20 protein-coding genes are annotated in these 23,520 nt (G+C 69.5%); 6 read left to right on the top strand and 14 right to left on the bottom strand.

Annotation, left to right across the window (positions count from 1 at the left end; translation table 11 throughout):
- Positions 1 to 133: 133 nt before the first annotated feature.
- The 5 genes from PV679_RS31635 to PV679_RS31655 form a co-directional block, all read right to left on the bottom strand.
- A complete protein-coding gene (locus PV679_RS31635; protein ID WP_319684147.1) occupies positions 134 to 859 on the bottom strand; it encodes a GNAT family N-acetyltransferase in 726 nt (241 codons plus the stop codon).
- Positions 856 to 1,776: an NADP-dependent oxidoreductase gene (locus PV679_RS31640; RefSeq protein ID WP_319684149.1), complete on the bottom strand. Its 921-nt coding sequence runs from the start codon at positions 1,774 to 1,776 to the stop codon at positions 856 to 858. Before PV679_RS31640 ends, PV679_RS31635 begins: the two co-directional genes overlap by 4 nt.
- Positions 1,777 to 1,903: 127 nt before the next feature.
- On the bottom strand, positions 1,904 to 3,121 hold the full coding sequence (glgC, locus tag PV679_RS31645; RefSeq protein ID WP_319684151.1) for a glucose-1-phosphate adenylyltransferase: 1,218 nt from the start codon (positions 3,119 to 3,121) through the stop codon (positions 1,904 to 1,906).
- A gap of 11 nt (positions 3,122 to 3,132) precedes the next feature.
- Positions 3,133 to 4,311 (bottom strand): glycogen synthase, encoded by a 1,179-nt coding sequence (gene glgA / locus PV679_RS31650; RefSeq protein WP_319684153.1) that lies wholly within the window; start codon positions 4,309 to 4,311, stop codon positions 3,133 to 3,135.
- Between the two features lie 43 nt (positions 4,312 to 4,354).
- Positions 4,355 to 5,065, bottom strand: a complete 711-nt coding sequence (locus tag PV679_RS31655) for a (2Fe-2S)-binding protein (protein WP_319684180.1) — start codon at positions 5,063 to 5,065, stop codon at positions 4,355 to 4,357.
- 340 nt (positions 5,066 to 5,405) lie between these two features.
- Here PV679_RS31655 and PV679_RS31660 point away from each other — a divergent pair, with 340 nt between their 5' ends.
- Positions 5,406 to 6,440 carry a DMT family transporter gene (locus tag PV679_RS31660; RefSeq protein ID WP_319684155.1) on the top strand — a complete coding sequence of 345 codons (1,035 nt, stop codon included), beginning with the start codon at positions 5,406 to 5,408 and terminating at the stop codon, positions 6,438 to 6,440.
- Here PV679_RS31660 and PV679_RS31665 read toward each other — a convergent pair.
- Positions 6,321 to 7,595 carry a transglycosylase family protein gene (locus PV679_RS31665; protein ID WP_319684156.1) on the bottom strand — a complete coding sequence of 425 codons (1,275 nt, stop codon included), beginning with the start codon at positions 7,593 to 7,595 and terminating at the stop codon, positions 6,321 to 6,323. The two genes, PV679_RS31660 and PV679_RS31665, sit on opposite strands and share 120 nt — an antisense overlap.
- A gap of 383 nt (positions 7,596 to 7,978) precedes the next feature.
- Between PV679_RS31665 and PV679_RS31670 the strand changes: the two genes are divergently transcribed.
- The gene (locus PV679_RS31670; protein WP_319684157.1) at positions 7,979 to 9,127 is read left to right on the top strand and encodes a LacI family DNA-binding transcriptional regulator; all 1,149 of its coding nucleotides are present in this window, start codon (positions 7,979 to 7,981) and stop codon (positions 9,125 to 9,127) included.
- 30 nt (positions 9,128 to 9,157) lie between these two features.
- On the opposite strand, the gene PV679_RS31675 is transcribed toward PV679_RS31670, so the two are convergent.
- Positions 9,158 to 10,498 carry an ROK family transcriptional regulator gene (locus tag PV679_RS31675; protein WP_319684158.1) on the bottom strand — a complete coding sequence of 447 codons (1,341 nt, stop codon included), beginning with the start codon at positions 10,496 to 10,498 and terminating at the stop codon, positions 9,158 to 9,160.
- A gap of 142 nt (positions 10,499 to 10,640) precedes the next feature.
- Between PV679_RS31675 and PV679_RS31680 the strand changes: the two genes are divergently transcribed.
- From PV679_RS31680 to PV679_RS31695, 4 genes are read left to right on the top strand one after another with little or no spacing between them, the layout of a single operon-like run.
- On the top strand, positions 10,641 to 11,954 hold the full coding sequence (locus PV679_RS31680) for an extracellular solute-binding protein (protein ID WP_319684160.1): 1,314 nt from the start codon (positions 10,641 to 10,643) through the stop codon (positions 11,952 to 11,954).
- 10 nt (positions 11,955 to 11,964) lie between these two features.
- Positions 11,965 to 12,972, top strand: coding sequence for a sugar ABC transporter permease (locus PV679_RS31685; RefSeq protein ID WP_319684161.1), 1,008 nt, complete (start codon positions 11,965 to 11,967; stop codon positions 12,970 to 12,972).
- Positions 12,965 to 13,825 carry a carbohydrate ABC transporter permease gene (locus PV679_RS31690; protein WP_319684162.1) on the top strand — a complete coding sequence of 287 codons (861 nt, stop codon included), beginning with the start codon at positions 12,965 to 12,967 and terminating at the stop codon, positions 13,823 to 13,825. The genes PV679_RS31685 and PV679_RS31690 overlap by 8 nt, the downstream gene beginning before the upstream one ends.
- Before the next feature lie 20 nt (positions 13,826 to 13,845).
- Complete coding sequence (locus tag PV679_RS31695; protein WP_319684164.1) at positions 13,846 to 15,192, top strand: GH1 family beta-glucosidase; 1,347 nt, start codon at positions 13,846 to 13,848, stop codon at positions 15,190 to 15,192.
- Between the two features lie 132 nt (positions 15,193 to 15,324).
- Here PV679_RS31695 and PV679_RS31700 read toward each other — a convergent pair whose 3' ends face one another.
- The 7 genes from PV679_RS31700 to PV679_RS31730 all read right to left on the bottom strand — a co-directional run bounded on the left by PV679_RS31700 (position 15,325) and on the right by PV679_RS31730 (position 23,398).
- Positions 15,325 to 16,221, bottom strand: coding sequence for a PfkB family carbohydrate kinase (locus PV679_RS31700; RefSeq protein WP_319684181.1), 897 nt, complete (start codon positions 16,219 to 16,221; stop codon positions 15,325 to 15,327).
- A 38-nt stretch (positions 16,222 to 16,259) separates the two neighbouring features.
- The gene (locus PV679_RS31705; protein ID WP_319684166.1) at positions 16,260 to 17,249 is read right to left on the bottom strand and encodes a zinc-dependent alcohol dehydrogenase family protein; all 990 of its coding nucleotides are present in this window, start codon (positions 17,247 to 17,249) and stop codon (positions 16,260 to 16,262) included.
- Positions 17,249 to 18,160 carry a carbohydrate ABC transporter permease gene (locus PV679_RS31710; protein WP_319684168.1) on the bottom strand — a complete coding sequence of 304 codons (912 nt, stop codon included), beginning with the start codon at positions 18,158 to 18,160 and terminating at the stop codon, positions 17,249 to 17,251. The genes PV679_RS31705 and PV679_RS31710 overlap by 1 nt, the downstream gene beginning before the upstream one ends.
- Positions 18,157 to 19,113 (bottom strand): sugar ABC transporter permease, encoded by a 957-nt coding sequence (locus tag PV679_RS31715; RefSeq protein ID WP_319684182.1) that lies wholly within the window; start codon positions 19,111 to 19,113, stop codon positions 18,157 to 18,159. The genes PV679_RS31710 and PV679_RS31715 overlap by 4 nt, the downstream gene beginning before the upstream one ends.
- A gap of 23 nt (positions 19,114 to 19,136) precedes the next feature.
- Entirely contained in the window at positions 19,137 to 20,498 is a 1,362-nt protein-coding gene (locus tag PV679_RS31720) for a sugar ABC transporter substrate-binding protein (protein WP_319684169.1), read from the bottom strand.
- A 212-nt stretch (positions 20,499 to 20,710) separates the two neighbouring features.
- Entirely contained in the window at positions 20,711 to 21,472 is a 762-nt protein-coding gene (locus tag PV679_RS31725; protein ID WP_319684171.1) for a DeoR/GlpR family DNA-binding transcription regulator, read from the bottom strand.
- 177 nt (positions 21,473 to 21,649) lie between these two features.
- The gene (locus PV679_RS31730) at positions 21,650 to 23,398 is read right to left on the bottom strand and encodes a discoidin domain-containing protein (RefSeq protein WP_319684172.1); all 1,749 of its coding nucleotides are present in this window, start codon (positions 23,396 to 23,398) and stop codon (positions 21,650 to 21,652) included.
- Positions 23,399 to 23,520: the final 122 nt, after the last annotated feature.

Here is a 23,520-nt window from a genome sequence, read left to right on the forward strand (position 1 = left end):
CTTATCCGGTCCCGGCGCACCGGGGCTCCTTGGTTCCGGCCGGCCGGTCTTCGCGGGCGCCCGAAGACCGGCCGGCCCAGTGGGTCCGGGCCCGGGCACACCGCGAGGGCTGTCCCGTGACCCCGCGGCGAGCTCAGCCAGGGAGGCGCGCGCCGAGGAACGCTGTCGGCCGGCGCAGCCGGAAGCCCAGCGCCTCGTAGAGCCGGATGGCGCCCGTGTTGTCCGCGGCGGCATGCAGGAAAGGCGTCTCGCCTCGGGTCCGGATGCCATGGGCCACGGCCAGGATGAGCCGGGCCGCCAGGCCCTGGCCGCGGAATTCCTGGTCGGTGCAGACGGCGCTGATCTCGGTCCAGCCGGGCGGACGCATCCGTTCGCCGGCCATCGCCACCAGCCGGCCTTCGCGGCGGATGCCCAGATACGTGCCCATCTCGATGGTGCGCGCCATGAACGGGCCCGGCCTGGTGCGTTCGACCAGGTCGAGGATCTCGGGCACATCGGCGGGGCCGAGGCGTACGGCCTCCTCGTCCGGGGCCGTGACCAGTCCGGCGTCGACGTACTGCACACCGTCGGCGCGGAAGGTGATCTCCCAGTCGTCGGGAGGCGGGACGCGGAATCCGGCCAGGGCGATGGAGCCGCCGGGTCCGGCGAGCGCGGCGGCGTCGGCCCAGTCGTCGTCGTCCGGTTCGTCGGGCAGGGCCAGCCACGGCGACACATCGGGCGGATAGCGCAGCAGCCGGCCGCGCCGCTCGGCGAAGTGGGCGTGCGGGCCGGTCAGCGCGGCGCGCGCGGGGCTGTCCAGCGGATGTGCCTCCTGGAGGCGCACCTCCGGCGACCGCTCCTCGGACTGTCGGGTTGTCATGCGTCGACCTCGATCACGATCTTGCCTTGCGTATGTCCGTCTTCCACCGCGCGCAGCGCCTCGTCCGCCCGCTCCAGCGGGAAGGTCCGCGTCACATACGGGTCCAGCTCGCCGCTGACGGCGAGCTTCGCGACCTCGTCGAGGACCGCGGCCGTCCGCTGCCGTACGACCGCGGCGCCGCCGAGGCCCGGGACCGTTCCCTTGTCCGCCGCGCTGATCAGTTTCGTACGGTCGGTGAGCAGCTCGGCCACGGCCTTCAGGTCGGCGCCGCCGACCAGGTCGAGGACGGCGTCGACACCGTCGGGCGCGGCGGTCCGTACCCGCTCCGCGAGCCGCGGGCCCGGTGGTACATGGACCACGCCGAGGGACTCGACGAACTTCTTCTTGCCCTCGCTCGCCGTGCCGACGACACGGAGGCCGAAGGCGCGCGCGATCTGCGCCGCGGCGACTCCGACACCGCCGCCGGCGCCGGTGATGAGCAGGGTGGCGCCGGGCGGCAGATCCGCCTGGCGCACGGCGTCGTACGCGGTCGCCGCCGCGACCGGCAGCGCCGCCGCGTCCGTGAACGACAGCGCGTCCGGCTTGTGCGCGGTGACCTCGACCGGCAGCAGCGTGTACCGCGCGTATCCGCCGGTGAGGGTGGAGCCGAACACCGCGTCTCCGACGGCGAAACCCTCGACACCGGCGCCGACCGCCTCGACCACGCCCGCGGCCTCACTGCCGAACACGGCCGGCAGTTCCGCCGGCGCGGAACCCGGCCTGCGATAGCCGTCGCGCAGCTTCCAGTCGACGGGGTTGACGCCGGCCGCGCGCACGGCCACCAGCAACTGGCCCGGGCCTGGCGTCGGTGGCGGCCGGTCGACGAGGGACTCCGTCTCCGGACCGCCGTGCCGGGTGAAGACGTACGCCTTGGGCATGTGACTCCTCGCTCTCGCCGGTGACCGCGGCTGCCGGCCGGACAACAGCAAGTGCAAGTCGGATCACCCGGCCCGCTATTCCCGGCGTCGCCGTTGTTCACCGGACAGCGCGGCCCCGCGCCGCGCCTCAGGCCACTCGCTGGCCCTTGCCGAGCGCGATGATCCCGTTCTTGGACACGGTGTACAGCTCCTCGTCCCGGCCCGGGTTGACGCCGATCGTCGCGCCCGGCGGCACGTCCACGTTCTTGTCGAGAATCGAACCGCGCACCACCGCTCCCCGGCCCACGCGTACGTTGTCGTGCAGCACGGAACCCTGCACCACCGCGCCCTCCGCCACCACCACCCCCGGCGAGAGGACGGAGCGGGTGACCTGGCCACGGATGACACAGCCGGGGCTGACGACCGACTCGCTCGCGATCCCGCCCGCCACGAAGCGCGCGGGAGGGAGCTGGCCGGAGTGGGTGTAGATGGGCCAGCGGCGGTTGTCGAGGTTGAACACCGGCTGATGCGAGATCAGATCCATGTGCGCGTCGTAGTACGAGTCGAGCGTGCCCACATCGCGCCAGTAGCCGTGCTCGCGAGGCGTCTCGCCCGGCACATGGTTGTCCTGGAAGTCATAGACCTGGGCCATGCCACGCTCGGTGAGCATCGGCAGGATGGAACCTCCCATGTCGTGCACCGAGTTCGCGTCCTCGGCGTCCCGGTGCAACGCGTCGACCAGGACCTTCGTGGTGAAGAGATAGTTCCCCATCGAGGCGTAGACGTGTCCGGGATCGCCCGGCAGGCCCGGCGGATCGGCCGGTTTCTCCAGGAATCCCGCCACCTGGACACCGTCCGGAGCCGGAGTGATGATCCCGAACGAGGATGCCTCGGCACGCGGCACTCTGATGCCCGCGACCGTGACGCCCGCGCCATTGCCGATGTGCTGCTGGAGCATCTGGCGCGGGTCCATCCGGTACACATGGTCGGCGCCGAACACCGCGATGTAGTCGGGCTGTTCGTCATGGACGAGGTTGAGCGACTGGAGGATCGCGTCCGCGCTGCCGAGATACCAGCGCGGTCCCAGCCGCTGCTGGGCCGGGACGGGCGTGACGTAGTTCCCGAGCAGGCTGGACATCCGCCAGGTGGTGCTCACATGACGGTCCAGGGAGTGCGACTTGTACTGCGTCAGCACGCAGACGCGCAGGATGTCGGCGTTCACCAGATTCGACAGGACGAAGTCGACAAGGCGGTATGTGCCGCCGAACGTCACCGCCGGTTTGGCCCGGTCCGCGGTGAGCGGCAGCAGGCGTTTGCCTTCTCCGCCCGCCAGCACGATTCCGAGCACCGAAGGTCCACCACGCATCGCCGCTCCCTCTATTCGGACTTGAGAAGCTCCTGGTACACCTCGTACGTACGGCGGGCCACCTGATCCCAGCCGAACTCCCGTACGGCACGCTCCCGTCCCGCTGCCCCCATCCGGGCCGCCGACTCCGGATCGTCGAGCACCCGGTTGAGGGTCTCGGTGAGTCCCGACTCGAAGGCGTCCGGGGCGTGCTCGTCGTACGGCACCAGCAGTCCCGTACTCCCGTCGTCCACGACCTCCGGGATACCGCCGACCGCCGAGGCGACGACGGCGGTCCCGCAGGCCATCGCCTCCAGATTGACGATGCCCAGCGGCTCGTAGACCGAGGGACAGACGAACACCGCGGCGTGGGTGAGGAGCTGGACCACATCGGGCCTGGGCAGCATCTCGGGAATCCAGTGCACGCCGTCCCGGGTCCGCCTCAGCTCCTCGACCAGCTCGCGGAACTCCCTGCCGATCTCCGGAGTGTCCGGCGCGCCCGCGCACAGCACGAGCTGGGCGCCGGGATCGAGCGCACGCGCGGCGCGCAGCAGATGCGGGACGCCCTTCTGGCGCGTGATCCGGCCGACGAAGAGCACGAAGGGACGGCCGGGATCGAGACCGATCCGCTCCAGTACGGCGGTGCCGTGGTCCGGCCGGTAGAGGCGGGTGTCGATGCCGTTGCGGACGATGTGCACCCGGGCCGGATCCAGTGCGGGATAGCAGGCGAGGATGTCGTCGCGCATCCCTCTGGAGACGGCGACGACGGCGTCCGCGGCCTCGACGGCCGTGCGCTCGGCCCAGCTCGACAGCGCGTATCCGCCGCCGAGCTGCTCGGCCTTCCAGGGGCGCAGCGGCTCCAGGGAGTGCGCGGTCACCACATGCGGAATGCCGTACAGCAGCTTGGCGACATGGCCGGCCAGATTGGCGTACCAGGTGTGGGAGTGGACCAGCTCGCGTCCGTCGAGCGCGGCCGCCATCGACAGGTCCACCGAGAAGGTGCGCAGCGCGTCATTGGCCCCGCCGAGTCCGGCGGCGGCCCGGTGGCGGACCACTCCCGCGTCCCCGGGCGCGCCGCTGTCGCTCTCACCCCAGCAGTGCACCTCCAGGTCGGCCAGCCGCCGCAGCTCCCGTGCCAGAAACTCCACATGGACGCCCGCTCCGCCGTAGACATCCGGCGGATACTCCCGGGTCAGCAGCCCCACCTTCACGCCATACCCCCGCCCTCGTCCGGCGATCGCAGCCCTGACATGGTCACCCGGAAACCCCCTGTGCGGAAGACCGCTGCGGCGCCCGGTCGAAGACACAGTCCCCGCAGAGCCCGCCCGCCGGGCAGCGGTAGTAGAGACAGCAACTGCGGCGCCGGAACGCTCCGGCCACCGTAGCGCCCGTGGCGGACAGGTCCGGGTGGCCGAAGAGCTCGGCGGCGAGTGCGCCCGCACGCTCCGCCGCCTCCGGCCTCCCGTGCCGGGCCGCCCAGCCGCTCAGTTCGCGTACGGCTCCGGCGAGCGCGGAGCCCGCGTTTCCCCACAGCAGCCGGGACGAGACACGGCCGTCTCGTCGCAGGGCCTCGGCGAGCGGGACGAGATGCCCGTACTGCACCACCGCGCGCACGGTCTCCGCGGTGGCGGGAAGCGGCCGGAGACCGGTCAGCAGAAAGTCGTGCGGAGAGGCCGCGTCCGGGTACCAGTACAGCCGCTCCGGGTCCAGATCCGGGACGGCGCCGCGCAGTACGGCGCAGCCGAGCGCGATCGACCAGAGCCGGGCGGCGAACCCGAGCTGCGCCACGGAGGCGGCGATCCGGCGCTCGGGCGCGCGCAGCCGGGCGCCGACCGTGTCGACGCGGGCCGTCAGCGGAGCGATGTCGCCCGCGTACACCGCCGCCAGCGGGACCTGCCCGCCGGCGGGCGTTCCGGTCCGCAGCGCGAAGAAGCCGCCCACCGACCCGACCTCTTCGAGATCGATCGGACCGACCCGGTCGGCGTGCGCCGACCGAGCGCCCTGGTCCGCCTGGTCCACTCTTTTCCCCCTTGTGCGTGGTACGTCGCCGTCTTGTGCGTGGTACGTCGCCGTCTTGTGCGTGGTACGCCGTACGCCGCTTCGCGTGCCGTCGTGACGGATCACCCGCCGCAACCACGTCACGGGCACCATAAGGGCCTTCCGCTGCCGCCGGTCCATCGCTCACCGACCTGGGCGACCATCCGTGGGAGGACCTCCGGTCCAGCCCCGTACTACAACAGCAGTACGCCGGATTGACCTCTTCAGGACGACGACTGAAGCGCGCGGACGAGAGATCGTGGAAGACATGAGTGCACTCGCGCTGTCCGTACTGCTTTCGCTGGTCTCCGCGGTCGCCTACGCGTCCGGAGCGATCCTGCAGGAACGCGTCGCGGCGAACACACCTGACCGCCCTTACGCTCCGCTGCGCCACGGGATGTGGTGGGCCGCCGTGGCGCTGAACGGTGTGGGCGCGATCCTCCATGTCGCCGCGCTCGCCTACGGACCGCTCAGCCTCGTCCAGCCGCTCGGTGCTCTCACCATCGTCTTCGCGCTGCCCATGGCGGCGCTCTTCGTGGGCCGCAGGGCCGGCCGCACCGCCTGGCGCGGCGCGATCATGGCGGCCGTCGGACTGGCCGGTCTGCTCGCGCTGACCGGTGGCACCGATCCCCGCTCGCTGGACGGAGCGGAGCGGCTGATCCTGGCCGGTGCGACCTTCGGCGGGGTCGGACTGCTCTTCCTGGCCGCTCAGCTCGTGGGCCGGCCCGCCGTACGGAGCGTGCTTCTGGCCGGTGCGGCCGGCGCCGCGTTCGGTATCGCCTCGGTCTTCACCAAGACCGTCGCCGTGGACTGGACCTCCGACAGTCCGACCGTGCAGGTGCCGAATCTGCTGGTGATCGCGGTCCTCGCGTTGGTCGGGCTGCTGCTCTCCCAGGCGTCCTACCGGGGCGCCGGACTCGCGGCCCCGCTGGCCACCGTGACGGTCGTCAATCCGGTGGTGGCCGCGGCCGTGGGTCTCACTCTCTTCGGCGAGCAGTTCCGGTACGGCGTGCCCGGGACGGCGCTCGCGCTGTGCGCCGGAGCCGTCGCCGCGGGCGGACTGATCCTGCTCACCCTGGGACGTCCCGGCGACCCGCGTGAGACCGAGTCGGAGTCATCCTCCTCGGCCAGGACGGAGTCGGACCGGTCACCTCGTGGCGCCGGTCCGCGCTCCGGCATGCCCTCAGACCGGGACGCCACCCGCTCGGAGGTAGTCGAGGGGGTCGATGTCGGTTCCGTAACCCGGCCCCGTACGCACCTCGAAGTGGAGATGCGGTCCCGTGCTGTTGCCGGTGGAGCCTGACCGGGCGATCCGCTGGCCGCCGCTGACCTGCTGGCCCTCGCGCACATTGAGCGCGGAGAGATGCGCGTACTGGCTGTACTTGCCGTCCGGATGCCGGATGACGACCTGGTAGCCGTACGAGCCCGCCCAGCCGGCCGAGACCACATGTCCGGCGGCGACGGCCTTCACGGAAGTGCCGGTCGGGACCGGGAAGTCGACGCCGGTGTGATAGCCGCTGGCCCAGGATCCGGGCTTGTGGTACGGCGTGCCGGTGGAGGCGGAGACCGGTGCGGTGAATCCGCGCGACTTCGGGTGTTCGGCGCGGTCCGGCGCCTTGGCCTGCTGCTTCGGCTTCGCCGCCGGCTTCGCTTTCGCCGCCTGTTTCGGCTTGGCGGCCGGCTTCGGCTTCTCGGCCGGTGCGGGCTTCGCCTGCTCCTTGGGCGGTGCCACAGGAGCGGCGGCGCTGCCCTTCGGCGGCGCCTGGACCCGCAGGACGAGCTTCTGGCCCGGGAAGATCAGATCGGGATCGCTGCCGATGAGCCGGCGGTTCTCCTCGTACAGCCGCTGCCAGCCGCCCCGGACCGACTCGTCGACGGCGATCTCGGAGAGCGAGTCTCCACGGGCCACGGTGTAGCCCTCACGCTGGGTCGGCACGCTGGTGGGCGAGGCGGTCTTCTTCGGCCGGGTCTGCTCGCTCTGCCGCGCCTTGGCCTGCACACCGCCCTGGACACCGCCCTGGGCCTGTGGCGCGCCGGCGCCCTCGCGGGCCTTCTCCGGCGCGATGTCCGGCGCGTCCGCGCCCCGCGTCAGTCCGGCCCGGACCGAGCAGGTGGGCCAGGCTCCGGGGCCCTGTCCCTCCAGGACCTTCTCCGCGACCGCGATCTGCTGGTCCCTGTCGGCCAGATCGGCGCGCGCCGCGTACTTCCCGCCGCCGTACGCCTCCCAGGTGGACTGGGTGAACTGCACGCCGCCGTAGTAGCCGTTACCGGTGTTGATGTGCCAGTTGCCGGTCGACTCGCAGGCCGCGACCTTCTCCCAGACATCCACCGACGCCCCGTGCGCGGACCCGGCGGCGATGAGCGGCAGTGCCATTCCCGCGCCGCCCGCCGTGACGGTCAGCGAGGCGCGGTTGATACGACTCGGCTGGTATCTGCGGTGCCGTCCGGATGCGGCCATGATGTGGCTCCCCCACTGGCAGGTAGGACACGTCGCAAGCGGACAACTTAGGGGCTGGGCAAGGCAGATGACAAGGCCTCGACCACCCTCCGGCCGCTTCTCGCAACTCAGCGTGCCATCCCTGGCGGCGGCGCGCCGCCGGAACGGCACATTGGCCGCCATTGACAGGGCCCGCACCCTCTGGAGAGTCTGCGCGAGCTGCGGGAGAGCGCTCTCCCAAAGTGAGCGAAGGGCGGCCGGCATGACCGGGGAGGAGATTGACCATCCGCTGGAGAAGCTGGATCTCCGGCCGAAGGCGCGGCTGCCGACCGGAGCGAGCAACTGGCGTACCACGCCGAACCGGCCATCGGAGAGCGCTCTCCCTCATGCTGTAAATTGAGGACATGACGGAAGATCTGCGACCGGCCGGCGCACCCACCCTGGAGGATGTGGCGCGGGCGGCCGGTGTCTCGCGTGCCACGGTCTCGCGAGTGATCAACGGCGTCCGCAATGTCGACGCCGCGATACAGGAGTCCGTACGGAAGGCGGTGGCCGACACCGGCTACACGCCCAATCGCGCGGCCCGCTCGCTGGTCACCCGCCGCACCGACGCGATCGCCCTGGTGGTCTCGGGCGCCGGAGACGATCCGTCTCCGGAGGACCACGCCGGCCGGGACTCCACCGAGACGAACCGCGGGGATAATTCCGGCAATCAAGACAACGGCGACAATAGTGGTGAACACGGCAGCGGGAGCGGCTCCTTCACCGCGCAGGTCTTCGCCGACCCGTTCTTCGGACGTGTGGTGACAGGAGTCGTCAACCACCTCAGGCCGCGCGGTATGTATCCCGTGCTGATGTTCGCCGAGACCTCTCGCGCCCGCGAGGAGGTCGTCTCCTATCTCCGCCAGGGAAACGTCGACGGCGCGCTGGTCGTGTCCACTCATGCCGAGGATCCGCTGCCGGCGCTCATCACGGAGGCGGGGCTGCCGGCGGTTCTGTACGCGCGTCCGGCCCGGCCGGTGCGGATCAGTTATGTGGACCTCGCGCACCAGGACGGCGCCCGGCTGGCCGCCGATCATCTGCTGGCGCGCGGCTGCCGGCGGATCGCCACGATCACCGGCCCGCTGGATGTCCCGGCCGGCCAGGACCGGCTGACGGGCTTCCGCGACACGATGGCGCGCCGTGGTCACCCGTATGTCCCTGTCGCGGAAGGACGGTTCACCCAGGAGAGCGGGGAGGCGGCCATGGAGCTGCTGCTGGCCGAACACCCGGATCTGGACGGCGTCTTCGCGGCCAACGACCTGATGGCGGTCGGTGCCTGTCATGTGCTGCGGGAGCACGGCAAGCGGGTGCCCGAGGATGTCGCTGTGATCGGATTCGACGACAGCAGCGCGGCCGCGACCTGTCGGCCGCCGCTGACGACGATCAGACAGCCGGTGGAGGACATGGCGGCGGAGATGGTCCGGCTGCTGCTGGACCGGCTCTCCGACGCGGACCGGGCGGTCACGTCCGTGATCTTCGAACCCGTGCTGGTGGTGCGCGACTCGGCCTGAGATCCCGCCGGTCCGGCGGAGCCCGCCGGCTCAGCCCGACGACTCTCCCGCCGTCGCCGCGGGGCGCCGCCACCGCCCGGTCACGGCCACTCCGCCGGGCTCCGCCGGACCGGCGGGTCCGGGAACGCGCGGCCGGCTTCCGCCGCGCGCCAGAAACGCGGCGAGAGGCAGCGTGGCCGCACCGACGGTGACCGCGTCGGGGCCGAGCTGTCCCAGCTCGATGGTGGTACGTCCGGCCGCGTGGCTGAGAGCGTACGCCTCCGCGTGACGCCGGATCGCCGGCAGCAGATGCGGGCCGATCAGCAGACCGGCCCAGCCGCCGAGCAGGATGCGCTCGGGCAGGAAGAGGTTGATCAGGTCGGCGACGGCCGCGCCCAGGCATTCGGCCGTGTCGTCGAGGAGGGAGACGGCCACCGGGTCGGGCCTGACTCCCTCGTCCGAAGGGAAGGCGGCCTCCAGCAGCGCGGCCAGCGCGGTCTCGTCGTCCGCGTCGTCCGGGAGCGGCCCGCCGGCCTCGTACCAGCGCTCGCGCATCGCCTCCGCTCCGGCGTACGCCTCCAGACAGCCGATGGCGCCGCAGCGGCAGCGGCGTCCACGCATATGCACGGTGGTGTGGCCCCATTCGAGCGCGCTGCCGCGACCGCTCTCCTCGACCAGGGCGCCGCCGTGGATGACGCTCGCGCCGACACCGGAGCCGATGAGCGCGATGGCCGCGGCCCCGGATCCCCGGCCACCGCCGAACCACATCTCGGCCTGTCCCAGGGTCTTGGCACCGTTGTCGATGAACAGTGGTACACCGGCGGGCACTTCCACGGCATCGCGGAGGAGCCTCTCGAACGGTACGGCGCTCCAGCCGATGGTCTGGCCATGGACGACGGCTCCGTGCGGACCACTGTTCTCGATGATGCCGGGCACGCCGATACCGATGCCGAGAAGTTGCTCCGGGTCGGCGCCGGCGTCACGGAGCACATCGGCGACACCAGTACGGACGTGGGACACGATGCGTTCCACATCGTAGCCGTGCTGGGCCAGCAGTCGTTCGGTGCGGGCCAGCTCGGTGAGTGACAGATCGAACAGCTCGACACGGACCCGGGTTTCCCCGATGTCGATGCCGATGAGCAGGCCGCCGTCCGGGGCGACACGCAGCAGGGTACGGGGGCGGCCACCGTCGGAATCGACGACTCCGGCCTCTTCGAGGAGGCCCTCCGCGGCAAGCTCGGCAACGACGTTACTGATGGAACCTGAACTCAGACCGGTCGCCGCTCCGAGCTCCTGGCGGCTCAGCGGACCGTCGAAATACAACCGTTGCACAACCCTTGCCCGGTTGCCCCGTCGCAGGTCACGCACCGTCCGTCTGTTGCGTTCTGCCATGATGCTCCTTCCGTGGACGCAACATACCCCGGCCTCAGACCTTGACGCGACCTTCTCTCACCTCTTAAATCACGTCATAAATTAAGTCATGGAGGCCGTTCGACTCTCGAACGCTGCCACCCCCGGAAAGGGGCCACCTCACATGCGCAGAACCAGAGCCGCAGCAGCAGTCACCATCGTCAGTGCCCTCGCAGCCGTCACCGCCGGATGCGGTGGCGGTTCGTCGTCCGACAGTGGAAGCAACGAATCGCCGAAGACCCTCACCTACTGGGCGTCCAACCAGGGCCCCAGCGTCGAGGCGGACAAGAAGATACTCACCCCCGAACTCAAGAAGTTCGAGGAGCAGACCGGCATCAAGGTCAAGCTTGAGGTCATCCCGTGGTCGGATCTGCTCAACCGGATCCTCGCCGCCACCACCTCCGGCCAGGGCCCCGACGTCCTGAACATCGGCAACACCTGGTCGGCCTCTCTCCAGGCCACCGGCGCCCTGCTGCCGTGGGACCAGAAGAACTTCGACGCGATCGGCGGCCGGGACCGCTTCGTCGATTCAGCGGTCGCCGCGTCCGGTGCGGAGGGTCAGGACCCCGCAGCCGTGCCGCTGTACTCGCTGGCCTACGCGCTTTACTACAACAAGCAGATGTTCTCCGACGCGGGTATCTCGAAGCCGCCGGCCACCTGGGACGAACTGGTCGCCGACGGCAAGAAGATCTCCAAGGACGACAAGTGGGCCCTCGGTGCCGAGGGCGGAAACCTGTCGAACAACATCCACCAGGTGTTTGTCCTCGGCAAGCAGCACGGAGTGGACTTCTTCGACAAATCGGGCAAACCGACCTTTACTTCCGATGGTGCCGTCGCCGCTGTGAAGCAGTACGTCGACTTCATGGCCAAGGACAAGATCATCGCTCCGGGTAACGCGGAGTACGCCCAGAACCAGTCCCTCACGGACTTCGCCAAGGGCAAGACGGCCATGGTCCTGTGGCAGGCCGCGGCCTCGACCTTCGCCTCCCAGGGCATGAAGCCCGAGGACTGGGGCGTCGCGCCTGTTCCGGTCCAGTCGGGCGCGCCGGGTGCCGACCAGAGCATCAACTCGATGGTCGCCGGTATCAACATGGCGGTGTTCAAGAACACCAAGAACATCGACGGCGCCAAGAAGTTCGTGAAGTTCATGACGAGCGACGAAGAGCAGAAGCTGCTCAACAAGACGTTCGGTTCGATCCCGCCGGTCAAGTCGGCCCAGGCCGACGCGGCGTTCTCCGCGCCCGATCTGAAGGTCCTCCGCGACACGCTGGCCACCAGCGCCGCGCCGCTCCCGCAGGTCCCCACGGAGTCGCAGTTCGAGACGACGGTCGGAACGGCCGTCAAGGAGCTGTGGGCCGACGCCGCAGCCGGACGCCCGGTGACCACCGAGTCCGTCAAGGAACGCCTGAACAAGGCCCAGCAGCAAATGCAGCAGTGAGGCACACTCCATGACCGCCACCGTGACACCGAGCCGTGCGCACAAGGCGGGCAGCGGAGAGAACCGGGGCACTGGGGGTGCGCGGAAGAGGTTTCCGCGCATCCCCGACCGGATCCGCCAGGGCGGACTGCCCTATCTCCTGCTGCTGCCCGCAGTCGTGCTCGAACTGCTCGTCCACCTGATCCCGATGATCATCGGGATCTGGGTGAGCTTCCGTCAGCTCACCCAGTTCTTCATCCGGAACTGGGGCAACGCCCCGTCCGCGGGGTTCGACAACTACAAGGTCGCCATCGACTTCGACGCCCCGATCGGTCAGGCGCTGCTTCACTCGTTCCTCGTGACCTGCGCCTTCACCGTGATCTCCGTCGGGCTGTCATGGCTGTTCGGTGTCACGGCGGCGATCATGCTGCAGGAGAACTTCCGCGGCCGGAGCATCCTGCGGACGATCTTCCTCGTCCCGTATGCCCTTCCTGTCTACGCGGCCGTCATCACCTGGGCATTCATGTTCCAGCACGACAACGGCATCATCAATCACGTCCTGCACGACCAGCTCGGGCTCACCGACAAGGCGTCGTTCTGGCTGATCGGCGACAACAGCTTCATCGCGCTGGTCGTCGTCTCACTCTGGAAGTCCTGGCCGTTCGCGTTCCTGATGCTCATGGCCGCGCTGCAGAACATCCCGCGTGAGCTGTACGAGGCCGCCTCGATCGACGGAGCGGGCATCTGGCAGCAGATCCGCAAGATCACGCTGCCGTCGCTGCGCCCGGTCAACCAGGTGCTGGTGCTCGTCCTGTTCCTCTGGACGTTCAACGACTTCAACACGCCTTATGTGCTGTTCGGGAAGTCGGCGCCGGAGGCGGCGGACCTGATCTCCATCCATATCTACCAATCGTCGTTCGTGACCTGGAACTTCGGTTCCGGCTCCGCGATGTCCGTACTGCTGCTGCTCTTCCTGCTGCTGGTCACGGCCGTCTATCTGCTGGTCACCTCCCGCGGAAGGAAGGGCTCCGATGTCTAGTGCCAGGTCTCCCATCGCACCGCCGCAGTCCTTCGTGTGGACGCGCCGTGTTGTCCTGACGCTGCTGGCGGCCTTCGCCCTGCTGCCGGTCTATGTGATGATCAGCAGCTCGCTGAAGCCGCTCCAGGACGTCTCCGGCAAGTTCCAGTGGTTCCCGACGAACTTCACCGTCCGTCCGTACTTCGACATCTGGAAGACGGTTCCGCTCGGCAAGTACTTCGTGAACTCACTGATCGTGGCGGGTTCCGCGACGGTGCTCTCCGTGGTGATCGCGGTGTTCGCCGCGTACGCCGTGAGCCGCTACCGGTTCCGCGGCAAGCGGGTCTTCACCGTGACGGTGCTCTCCACCCAGATGTTCCCGGGCATCCTCTTCCTGCTCCCGCTGTTCCTCATCTTCGTCAACATCGGGAACACCACGGGCATCGAGCTGTACGGCTCACGCGGCGGACTGATCCTCACCTATCTGACGTTCTCGCTGCCCTTCTCCATCTGGATGCTGATCGGCTACTTCGACTCCATCCCGAAGGAACTGGACGAAGCCGCTCTGGTGGACGGCAACGGACCGCTCGGCGCGCTCTTCAGAGTGGTGGTGCCGGCCGCGGTTCCCGGCATCGTCGCCGTCGCCGTCTACGCGTTCATGACGGCCTGGGGCGAAGTCCTCTTCGCCTCCGTCATGACGAACGACGACACCCGCACCCTCGCCGTCGGTCTGCAGGGCTACGCCACACAGAACGACGTCTACTGGAACCAGATCATGGCCGCGTCGCTGGTCGTCAGCGTGCCCGTCGTCATCGGGTTCCTCTTCCTCCAGCGCTACCTTGTCGCCGGCCTGACCGCGGGCGCCGTCAAGTGACCACACCAGAAAGGCAGTCCGTGAACGACCTGAGCGCCCTCCCACCTGATTTCACCTGGGGCGTCGCCACGGCCGCGTACCAGATCGAGGGAGCCGTGGCCGAGGACGGCCGCGCTCCCTCCATCTGGGACACGTTCTCCCACACGCCCGGCACCATCGACAACAACGACAACGGCGATGTGGCCTGCGACCACTACCACCGTGTCCCCGAGGACATCGGTCTGATGAAGAAGCTGGGCGTCGACGCCTATCGCTTCTCGCTGGCCTGGCCCCGGATCGTGCCCGGCGGCGACGGACCGGTGAACAAGGCCGGACTCGCCTTCTACGACCGGCTGGTGGACGGTCTGCTGGAGGCCGGCATCACGCCCTTCGCGACGCTCTACCACTGGGATCTGCCGCAGGCGCTCCAGGACCGGGGCGGCTGGCCGTCCCGTGACACCGCGGAGCACTTCGCCGCGTACGCCTCCGTCGTCGCCGAGCGTCTCGGCGACCGTGTGAAGGACTGGGCGACCCTCAACGAGCCGCTGTGCTCGTCGTGGATCGGTCACCTCGAAGGCAAGATGGCGCCCGGTCTGACCGACCTCACGGCCGCCGTGCGCACCTCGTACCACCTGCACCTCGGCCACGGTCTGGCCGTGCAGGCGATCCGCGCGGCCTCCTCGGACGCCCGGGTCGGCATCGTCAACAACCTCAGCCCGATCGAGCCGGCCAGCGACAGCGACGCGGACCGCGCCGCCGCCGTCCGGGCGGACGGCCACACCAACCGCTGGTGGATGGACCCGATCCTCGGCCGCGGCTACCCGCAGGACATGGTCGACCTGTACGGCGTGGAGCTGCCCGTACGCCCCGGCGACCTGGAGACCATCGCCGCGCCACTGGACTGGCTGGGACTGAACTACTACTTCCGCCAGATCGTCCAGGACGACCCGACAGGACCCGCGCCCTTCGCCAAGCAGGTCGACGTGGCCGGCGGCCGCCACACTCACATGGGCTGGGAGGTGCACGCGGACGGTCTGGAGCAGCTTCTGCTCCGGCTGACCGAGGAGTACGGCGCGCGGCGCATCTACATCACCGAGAACGGCTCGGCCTTCCCGGACGTCGTCCGGGCGGACGGCACCGTGGACGACCCGGAGCGGGTCCGGTATCTGGAGGAGCACCTGGCGGCCTGCGCGCGGGCCGTGGAGAAGGGCGCTCCGCTGGCCGGGTACTTCGCCTGGTCGCTGATGGACAACTTCGAGTGGGCGTACGGCTACGACAAGCGGTTCGGTCTGGTCCACGTGGACTACGAGACGCAGCGCCGCACCGTCAAGAGCAGCGGCCACCGTTACGCCGAGATCATCCGCGCGGCGTCCGGCGGGCGTGCCTGATTCCTGTCCGGTCCGCCGGAGGACTGCCGGAGCCACCGCCCTTTCGGGGAAGGGCGGTGGCTCCGGCCTGTGGGGGGCGGTATCGGCCGCCTCCGTCCTGCTCCGGTCCTGACCGCTGTGGTCCCGGCCCGATCAGATCCGGGCCGGCATCGAGGGTTCCGTACCTGTCTGGGCGCACACCGAGGCGGCCACCTGGGAGGCGAAGCCCAGCATCGCCTCCACCCGGTCGCGCGGCAGCCGGTCCGCGCCGCCGTCGCGGTGCGCGCCGGTGGTGGTCAGCCAGTTGAGGACACCGGCCATGAAGGCGTCACCCGCACCGATCGTGTTGACCACGTCGACGGGCACCGCCGGCACGGACACCGGTTCACCGGCGCGGGTGTAGGCCGTACTGCCCCGGGCGCCGCGGGTGAGCACCACGAGCCGGCCCTCCGCCGCCAGCCGCCGGCAGGTCTCGTCGGGCGCGCTGTCCGGCCAGAGCCGGGCCATGTCCTCGTCGCTGGCCTTGATCACATGCGCCAGCGAGCAGAGGTCGCGCAGTCTGCGCGTGCTCAGTTCCGGATCGAGTGTGCGGTCCTCGCGCACATTGGGATCCATCACCAGCAGGGAGCGTTCGGCGCCCGCGCGAGCGGTGGCCGCGACGGCCGCGGCGGCCGGCTCGACGACCGCCGCGAGCCCGCCCACGTACACCGCGCCGAACCGGTCCACGTCCGCGGCGCGGTCCGGGATCCTGAAGGTCGCCGTGTCCTGGAGGTGGAAGTGGTAGCCCGTGCTGTCCGGGCCCGGGTCGGCGACCGCGAGCGCCGTGGTCAGCGGCGAGCGGGCGCACAGACCGAGTTCCGTGCCGGCGGAGACCAGCCGCCGCTCGATGGTACGGGCGAAGCCGTCGCCGCCGAGCGCCCCGGCGAACCAGCTCGGTGTGGCGAGCCGGGCCAGCCCCGCGGCCACATTGGCGGGAGCGCCGCCGGGCTGGGCGCGGTGCGTCTCCGGATCGTCCGCCGACGGGACGAGATCGATCAGCGCCTCTCCCATCACCAGGACGGGTCGCCGGCCCGCGCGCGAGACACCGGTCACGGCTCGACCACGATCTTGCGGCCCTGGCCCGCCTTGAACCGGTCGATCGCCTGCGGGTACTGCTCCAGCGGCAGCCGGTCGCTGATGAAGACCGCGGGATCGAGCACGCCGGTGGCGAACAGCGCGGCGGCCCGCTCGTAACTGTGCAGCACCGCCATGGAGCCGGTGATGGTGATCTCCTGGTTGTAGATGCGGTACGGCTCGATGACCGCGGTCGTCGCGTAGTCGGCGACGCCGAACTGGAGGAAGGTGCCTCCCTTGGCGACCCGGCCGAGGCCGTCCTGGATGGCTCCGGCGTTGCCGGTGGCGTCGATGACGACGTCCCAGCCGCCGGGCCGGTCGAACTCCTCCGCCGAGGCCGCGGAGCGCGAGCAGCCGAGCTTGGCGGCGGTCGCCAGCCGGTCCGGATTGATGTCCAGGATGTCGACGGCGGCCGCTCCGGTGCGCTTGGCGAGTTCCAGCATCATCAGGCCCATTGTGCCGGAGCCGTAGATCAGTACCTCGGCGCCGAGAGTGGAGCTGAGGACGTCGTAACCGCGGACCGCGCAGGACAGTGGCTCGATCAGCGCCGCGTCCTTCACATCGATGTGATCGGGCAGGCGTACGCAGTTGGCCACGGGAGCGACGGCGAACTCGGCCGCTCCGCCCGGCTCGGTCACACCGATGGCCGCCCACCGGTCGCAGAGGTTTCCCCGTCCGGCCCGGCAGTAGCGGCATTCGTGACAGTGCAGTGAGGGATCGACGGCGACCCGGTCACCCACGGACAGTTCGGTGACCTCCGAGCCGATGCCCACGATCTCGCCGGCGAACTCATGGCCGGGCACGATCGGCAGAGTGGGCGCGAACTCGCCCTGCAGAATGTGCAGATCGGTACCGCAGAGTCCGCACGCGGCGACGGAGACGACCACGTCCCGGGGGCCCGGAGTGGGGTCGGGAACCGTTGTGACGGAGACCTTGCCGGGGGCTTCGACGATCGCTGCCCTCATTATTTAACAGCTCCAAGGGAAAGGCCCTGGACAAGCTTGTCCTGGGCTGCGAAGCCGGCGGCGAGCACCGGCAGGGACACGACGACGGACGCGGCGCACAGTTGGGCGAGGAAGAGCCCCTGGCTGGTGACGAAACCCGTCAGGAAGACTGGAGCGGTCTGGGCCGTCACCCCGGTGAGCACCCGGGCGAAGAGCAGTTCGTTCCAGCTGAAGATGAAGCAGATCAGCGCGGTGGCCGCGATTCCCGGCGCGGCCACCGGGGCCACCACTCTGGCCAGGACGGTCGGCAGCCGGGCTCCGTCCACCTGCGCGGCCTCGATGATGGAGACCGGCACGTCCGCGAGGAAGGACTGCATCATCCAGACCGCGATCGGCAGATTCATCGAGGTGTAGAGGATGACGAGCAGCCAGATGTTGTCCAGCATGCCGATGTTCTTCGCGAAGAGATACACGGGCAGCAGTCCGGCGACGACGGGCAGCATCTTGGTGGAGAGGAAGAAGAACATCGCGTCCGTCCACTTCTCCACGCGTTTGATGGAGAGCGCGTACGCGGCCGGCAGGGCCAGTACGAGCACGAACAGCGTGGAGAAGAGCGACGCGGTCAGCGAGTTGATCAGCGGTGGCCAGGGGCTCGCTCCGCCTCCGGCGCCGAAGAACACCCGATAGCTGTCGAGCGTGAGGCCCGCGGCGAGCGACGGCGGATTGGTCGCCGCGTCCGCCTCGGAGTGGAAGGACGTGAGCAGCATCCACAGCGCCGGCAGACAGAAGACGATGCCGACGATCCAGGCCAGCAGGCCCAGCCCGGCGGAGCGCCGCCTGGCCCGCCGGGCGGCGGGTGCGTACGGATCGAGGCGGCGGCGCGCGGCCGAGGCGGCGGTCACCGGGGTTCGCGTGACGGAGTGAGTGCTCATGCGCGGCCCGCCTCCTCACTGAAGAGGGACGAGACAACCCGCAGGGCGAAGGTCGCGATCACGATCGTGCCGATCACGACGACCACTCCGGCCGCGGAGGCCAGTCCGTATTCGTGAGCCTGGTAGAAGGTCTGGTAGATGGTGTACGGAAGGTTCGCGGTGCCCAGTCCGCCGGAGGTGAGGGTGAACACCGCGTCGAAGTTCTGCACGATGTAGATCGAGCCGAGCAGGAGGCCGAGCTCCAGATAGCGGCGCAGATGCGGCAGCGTCAGATAGCGGAACATCTGCCAGGCGGTCGCGCCGTCCAGCCGCGCGGCCTCCATCATCTCGGCGGGCCGGCTCTGGAGTCCGGCGAGCAGGATGAGCATCATGAATGGTGTCCACTGCCAGACGAGAGCGGCCTCGACCGCCATCAGCGGCATGTCCGAGATCCAGTCGGGCTGGGCGGCGGCGGAGTCGCCGAACAGTCCGGTGAACCAGGCCCACGCTCCGTTCAGCAGGCCGTACTCGGGATTGTAGAGCGCGTGCTTCCACAGCAGCGCCGCCGAGACCGGGACCAGCAGGAACGGCGTGATGAGCAGGGTGCGGACAAATCCGCGACCTCTGAATTCACGGTCGAGCAGCAGGGCCAGCAGCAGCCCCAGCACCACGCTGACGATGACGACGGTCGCGGTGAGCAGGACCGTGGTGAACACCGAGTCGCGCAGCGAGGCGTCGGTGAAGACCGATCCGTAGTTGCCGAGCCCGGCGAAGGAGCGCTCGTCGGGAGCGAGCGAGTTCCAGTCGAAGAGCGAGATCACCAGCGTCGCCACGAAGGGAAGCTGGGTGACCGCGACCAGGAAGACCAGGGCGGGCAGCAGTGGCGCCCTGGTGGCCCAGGCGCGTGCCCGTCCCGGAGTCCCCCGGCCTCCCCGCCGCGGCGGGGAGGGGCGCGACGCGCCGGCCGGGGACAGCGAGGGGGTATGGACGGAGGTGCTCACCGCTGCTCCTCGGCGACCTTCTCCGCGAGCGCCTGCGAGACCTTCAGCGCCTCGGCGACGGACTTCTTGCCCGCTATGGCCGCGCTGATCTCCTGGGAGACCTTGGTGCCCAGGTCCGTGAACTCCGGGATGTCGACGAACTGGATGCCGACGGTCGGGCGCGGCTGGGTGCCCGGGTCGCGCGGATTGGCGTTGGCGATGGCTTCCTTGGTGACCTCGGCGAACGCGCTCGCGTCCTTGAGGTAGTCGGGGTTGGCGTAGGTCGAGGCGCGCTTGCCGGCGGGCACATTGGCCCAGCCGATCTTCTCGCCGACGAGGTTCTCGTAGTCCTTGCCGGACGCCCAGGAGATGAACTTCCACGCGCTCTCCGTCTTGCCTGACGCCTTCTGCATGCCCCAGGCCCAGGTGTACAGCCAGCCGGAGCTGTCCGTCTTGTCCACGGGCGCCGGCACATAGCCGATCTTGCCCTTGACCGGGGATCCGGCGGCTTCCAGCGATCCGGCGCCTGCGGTGGCGTCGTACCACATGGCCGTCTTGCCCTGCGTCATGTTGTTGAGGCACTCGGCGTAGCCGGACTGCGGCGCGCCGGACTCGCCGTGCTTACGGACCAGGTCGACATAGAACTGCGTGGCCTTGGTGAATTCGGGTGAGGTGAGCCGCGCCTGCCAGTCCTTGGTGAACCAGGTGCCGCCCATGGTGTTGACGACGGTGGTCAGCGGCGCGATGACCTCGCCCCAGCCGGGCAGTCCGCGCAGACAGATGCCCTTCATCCCGCTCTGCGCGCCGTCCGCCTCGGCGGCGAGATCGGCGACCTGCTGCCAGGTGGGTTTCGCGGGCATCTTCAGGTCCTTGGCGTCGAAGACGTCCTTGCGGTACATGAGGAAGGACGACTCGCCGTAGAAGGGTTCGGCGTAGAGCTTGCCGTCCTCCGCGGTGAGGGACTCCTGCAGCGGCTTGAGGATGTCGCCCTGGTCGAAGGCCGTGTCCTTGGCGGTGTACTCGTCGAGCGGGTGCAGCCAGCCGTTCTTCGCGTAGAACGGCACCTCGAAGTTGCTGATGGTGGCGACGTCGTACTGGCCGGCCTGGTTGGAGAAGTCCTGCGTGATCTTGTCGCGGACGTCGTTCTCCGGCAGGACCGTGAAGTTGACCTTGATGCCGGTCTCCTTCGTGAAGTTGTCCGCGGTCAGCTTCTGCAACTCGATCATCTGCGGGTTGTTCACCATGAGCACATTGAGGGTTTCGTCTCCTCCTGAGGAGGCGCCGCCGCCCGCGCCGCTGCAGCCGGCGAGAAGGGCCGCCAGTCCCGCGGTCGCGCCCAGGCGTACACGGATTCCGCGTCGTCGTTGCTGGAGTGGCATGAGATTCTCCTGATCATTCGTTTGCCTGAAAACTGAGAGGTTCGCCGGGTTTTCCGGGTTCTGCGACGTTGATGAGGCTGGTGGTGTTCGTACGGGTTCATGTGGAGCGTGCGAGGTTCTGGGACGTCTCTGCCCCGCCTCCCGGCCGGTAAGGCGGCGGCCGACGGGCGCCCGAGTGGGCCCATGGGCGTACGGGAGGGCATGGGGCGGACTCAGACGCGGATGACCTGCGGTCCGAGGAGCGAGTAGCGCTGGGCCTCGGCCGAGGGCAGCCCCGCGTCCGTGACGATGGATTCGAAATCCGCGACCTCGGCGAAGCGGCAGAAACTGACCGCGCCGAACTTCGTGTGGATTCCCGCGAAGACCCGGCGGCGGGCGCTGCGCATCGCCTGTGCCTTCACTTCGCTGACGGCCGGATCAGGGGTGGTCAGGCCGTATTCACGGGAGATGCCGTTCGCTCCGACATACGCCAGGTCGATGACGAACTCGGAGAGCATCCGGGTGGTCCAGTGGTCGACCGTGGCCATCGTGGAGCCGCGCACCCGGCCGCCGAGCAGCAGCACCGCGATCTTCTCCGCGTCGGCGAGCGCGGTCGCCACGGCGAGGGACGCGGTGACCACGGTCAGCGGCCGGTCCCTGGGCAGGGCCTCGGCGACGAGCTGCGGCGTGAAGCCCTCGTCGACGAAGACCGTTTCCGCGTCACCGAGAAGATCGGCGGCGGCCGCCGCGATCCGGGACTTCTGCGGTACGAGCCGGGTCGTCCGTACCGCGAGGGTCGTCTCGAAGCCGGCGCTCTCCACCGGATAGGCGCCGCCGTGGGTGCGCCGCACCAGCCCGTGCTCCTCCAGGGCGTGCAGGTCCCGCCGGACGGTCTCCTTGGCCACGCGGAGTCTTCCGGCCAGCGCGGTGACTTCCACCGCCCCGTCCCGTCGGGCGATCTCAAGGATTTCTCGTCGGCGTTCGTCGGTGTCCACGACACACTTCCCTGCTTTGCTGCGGCTCAGCACCCGTTCGGGCTCATGCGTCGTTTGTACAAGCAAGGGACCGGCCTCGACCAGGCTCTTCGCAGCATCGACTGTGCCCGTTCCGGCCCGTTTCGCGGACCGCTGTGCCGCGCCGACGGCGGGGAGGAGACGGCGCGGCCTACGCGCTCAGCTATAGACACCGAACTCGTAGAGCGAATAACCCCAGGGAGTGCCGCGCACGGTCGCGTTGACCCTTACATAGCGGGCGTTTCCGGCGAGGTCGAGGTCGTCGATCCCGCCGTTGCCATCGGTGACGGTACGCAGAGTGGTCCAGTCCACGCCGTTGTCGGAGGTCTGGACGGTGTAGTTCTTGGCGTACGCCGTCTCCCAGGCGAGCTGGACATGGCGGAACGCGGTCGTACCGCCGAGGTCGACCTGGACCCACTGCGGGTCGCTCCAGTCGCTGGCCCACCGGGTGTCGAGCGAGCCGTCCACCGCGTTACCTGCGGTGCAGGGACAGCCCGTACCGGTGGGCTGCGAGGTGGAGGCCGTGGCCGGCTTGCCTCTGGCGACATTGGTCCCGCCGACCGGCGGCGGCACCACCTTGAACGACGTGGTCTCGATGCCGACATTGCCCTTTCCGTCCATGGCCTTGATATAGACCTTCCACACGCCGAGCCGGTCGGGTGCGGTCACCTTGAAGGTCCCGCCGCCCTGCGCGGTGAAGGGCGCGTCGGTCAACTGGCCGGAGTTGTCCAGGTACTTGCTGCCGAACAGCACCTGGTAGGAGAGCGGGTCGCCGTCCGGATCCGCGACGGCGGCGCGGACGGTGAGCTCCCGGCCCGCCGGCACCGACGCGGCTCCGTCGACGGTCATCGAGGAGATCACCGGCGGTGTGTTGTCGTGCGAGGTGTCACCGCCGTACGCCCTCTTGACCGCGTAGTACGAGAGCCGCTTCTGACCGGCGGGCAGCAGATTGAACCAGACGCCGCCGAAGTCGTACTCGGTGCCGTAGTGGAAGAGCGTCGCTCCGAGCGCCACGCCCCGGTGTCCGGTGATACAGCCCCAGGCGTTGGTGTAGCCGGCCGCCTTCGCGGTGTCGGCCGGCTCGTCGGGCACGCCATTGACGTCGTTCGGCACCTCCCACTCACCGGCCGGACCGCCCTCGGTGACGATGTACGGCTTGGTGTAGCCGCCGGACTCCCAGGTCTGCTTGATGTTGCACACGTCGCCGTAGGAGTTCACCGCGTACAGATCGAGATCGGGCGCGTTGCGCTTGTAGTACGGCCACGCGCCGGTCCACGCGTCGGTCGAGGTCACCGGGTGGTTGGGATCGACGGCGTGGATCTTCTTCGTGATCTCGTTGACAAAGGAGGTGTACGCGTCGCGCTGCTGCTCCAGCGCGGTCCCGCTGTAGCAGTTCTGCAGTCCGAGGACGGACTCGTTGCCGACGTTCCACATCAGTACACCGGGGTGGTCCTTGTAGGTGTCCACCCACCTGGGAAACTCGGCGAGCATGTCGTTCTTGTACGTGGTGTCCGTGAGGTAGTTGACACAGCCACCGCTGCCGGGCCCGCCGCCCGGCTGGAGCCAGAAGCCCGCGATGACCTTGACGCCGTTGGCGGCGGCCGCGTCCAGTAGCGGCGCGGTGGTGGCGTCGGTGCCCCAGGTCCGTACGGTGTTGGCGCCCATCGACTTGACATCGGGCATATAGCGCGCGGCGTCCGCCACGGCGGGGCCCCAGGTCAGGCCCTTGACCTGATAGGGCGCTCCGTCGACGGTGAGCTGCCAGTTTCCCTGCGACCCGGTGACCTTGACTACGCTGCCCGCCGCGTGGGCGGCCGGGGCCGGCAGGACCACGGCGCCCGCCGCGAGCAGAGCGGCGACGGCGAGCGGGGCCGCCGCGCGCCGCTTTCTGATGGCTGGTCGGTACATGAGGTGCTGTCTCCTCCGACGATGGGAGAGCGCGCCGGTCAGGGCAGTTCGTAGTCCGCGTTGAGCGCGGCGCCTGCCTCGGGATGGGTCTGGTCGTAGCCACGGGCGTCGCACTGGAGCGC

This window comes from Streptomyces sp. AK02-01A (assembly GCF_033795305.1).
Taxonomy (GTDB): domain Bacteria; phylum Actinomycetota; class Actinomycetes; order Streptomycetales; family Streptomycetaceae; genus Streptomyces.

Coding starts and splice junctions, on each gene's coding strand:
- PV679_RS31685 (WP_319684161.1), top strand. CDS start 11,965: ATGACCGCCACCGTGACACCGAGCCGTGCGCACAAGGCGGGCAGCGGA.
- PV679_RS31720 (WP_319684169.1), bottom strand. CDS start 20,498: ATGCCACTCCAGCAACGACGACGCGGAATCCGTGTACGCCTGGGCGCG.
- PV679_RS31640 (WP_319684149.1), bottom strand. CDS start 1,776: ATGCCCAAGGCGTACGTCTTCACCCGGCACGGCGGTCCGGAGACGGAG.
- PV679_RS31665 (WP_319684156.1), bottom strand. CDS start 7,595: ATGGCCGCATCCGGACGGCACCGCAGATACCAGCCGAGTCGTATCAAC.
- PV679_RS31690 (WP_319684162.1), top strand. CDS start 12,965: ATGTCTAGTGCCAGGTCTCCCATCGCACCGCCGCAGTCCTTCGTGTGG.
- glgC (WP_319684151.1), bottom strand. CDS start 3,121: ATGCGTGGTGGACCTTCGGTGCTCGGAATCGTGCTGGCGGGCGGAGAA.
- PV679_RS31705 (WP_319684166.1), bottom strand. CDS start 17,249: ATGAGGGCAGCGATCGTCGAAGCCCCCGGCAAGGTCTCCGTCACAACG.
- PV679_RS31660 (WP_319684155.1), top strand. CDS start 5,406: ATGAGTGCACTCGCGCTGTCCGTACTGCTTTCGCTGGTCTCCGCGGTC.
- PV679_RS31730 (WP_319684172.1), bottom strand. CDS start 23,398: ATGTACCGACCAGCCATCAGAAAGCGGCGCGCGGCGGCCCCGCTCGCC.
- PV679_RS31710 (WP_319684168.1), bottom strand. CDS start 18,160: ATGAGCACTCACTCCGTCACGCGAACCCCGGTGACCGCCGCCTCGGCC.
- PV679_RS31675 (WP_319684158.1), bottom strand. CDS start 10,498: ATGGCAGAACGCAACAGACGGACGGTGCGTGACCTGCGACGGGGCAAC.
- PV679_RS31680 (WP_319684160.1), top strand. CDS start 10,641: ATGCGCAGAACCAGAGCCGCAGCAGCAGTCACCATCGTCAGTGCCCTC.
- PV679_RS31635 (WP_319684147.1), bottom strand. CDS start 859: ATGACAACCCGACAGTCCGAGGAGCGGTCGCCGGAGGTGCGCCTCCAG.
- PV679_RS31700 (WP_319684181.1), bottom strand. CDS start 16,221: ATGGGAGAGGCGCTGATCGATCTCGTCCCGTCGGCGGACGATCCGGAG.
- PV679_RS31670 (WP_319684157.1), top strand. CDS start 7,979: ATGACGGAAGATCTGCGACCGGCCGGCGCACCCACCCTGGAGGATGTG.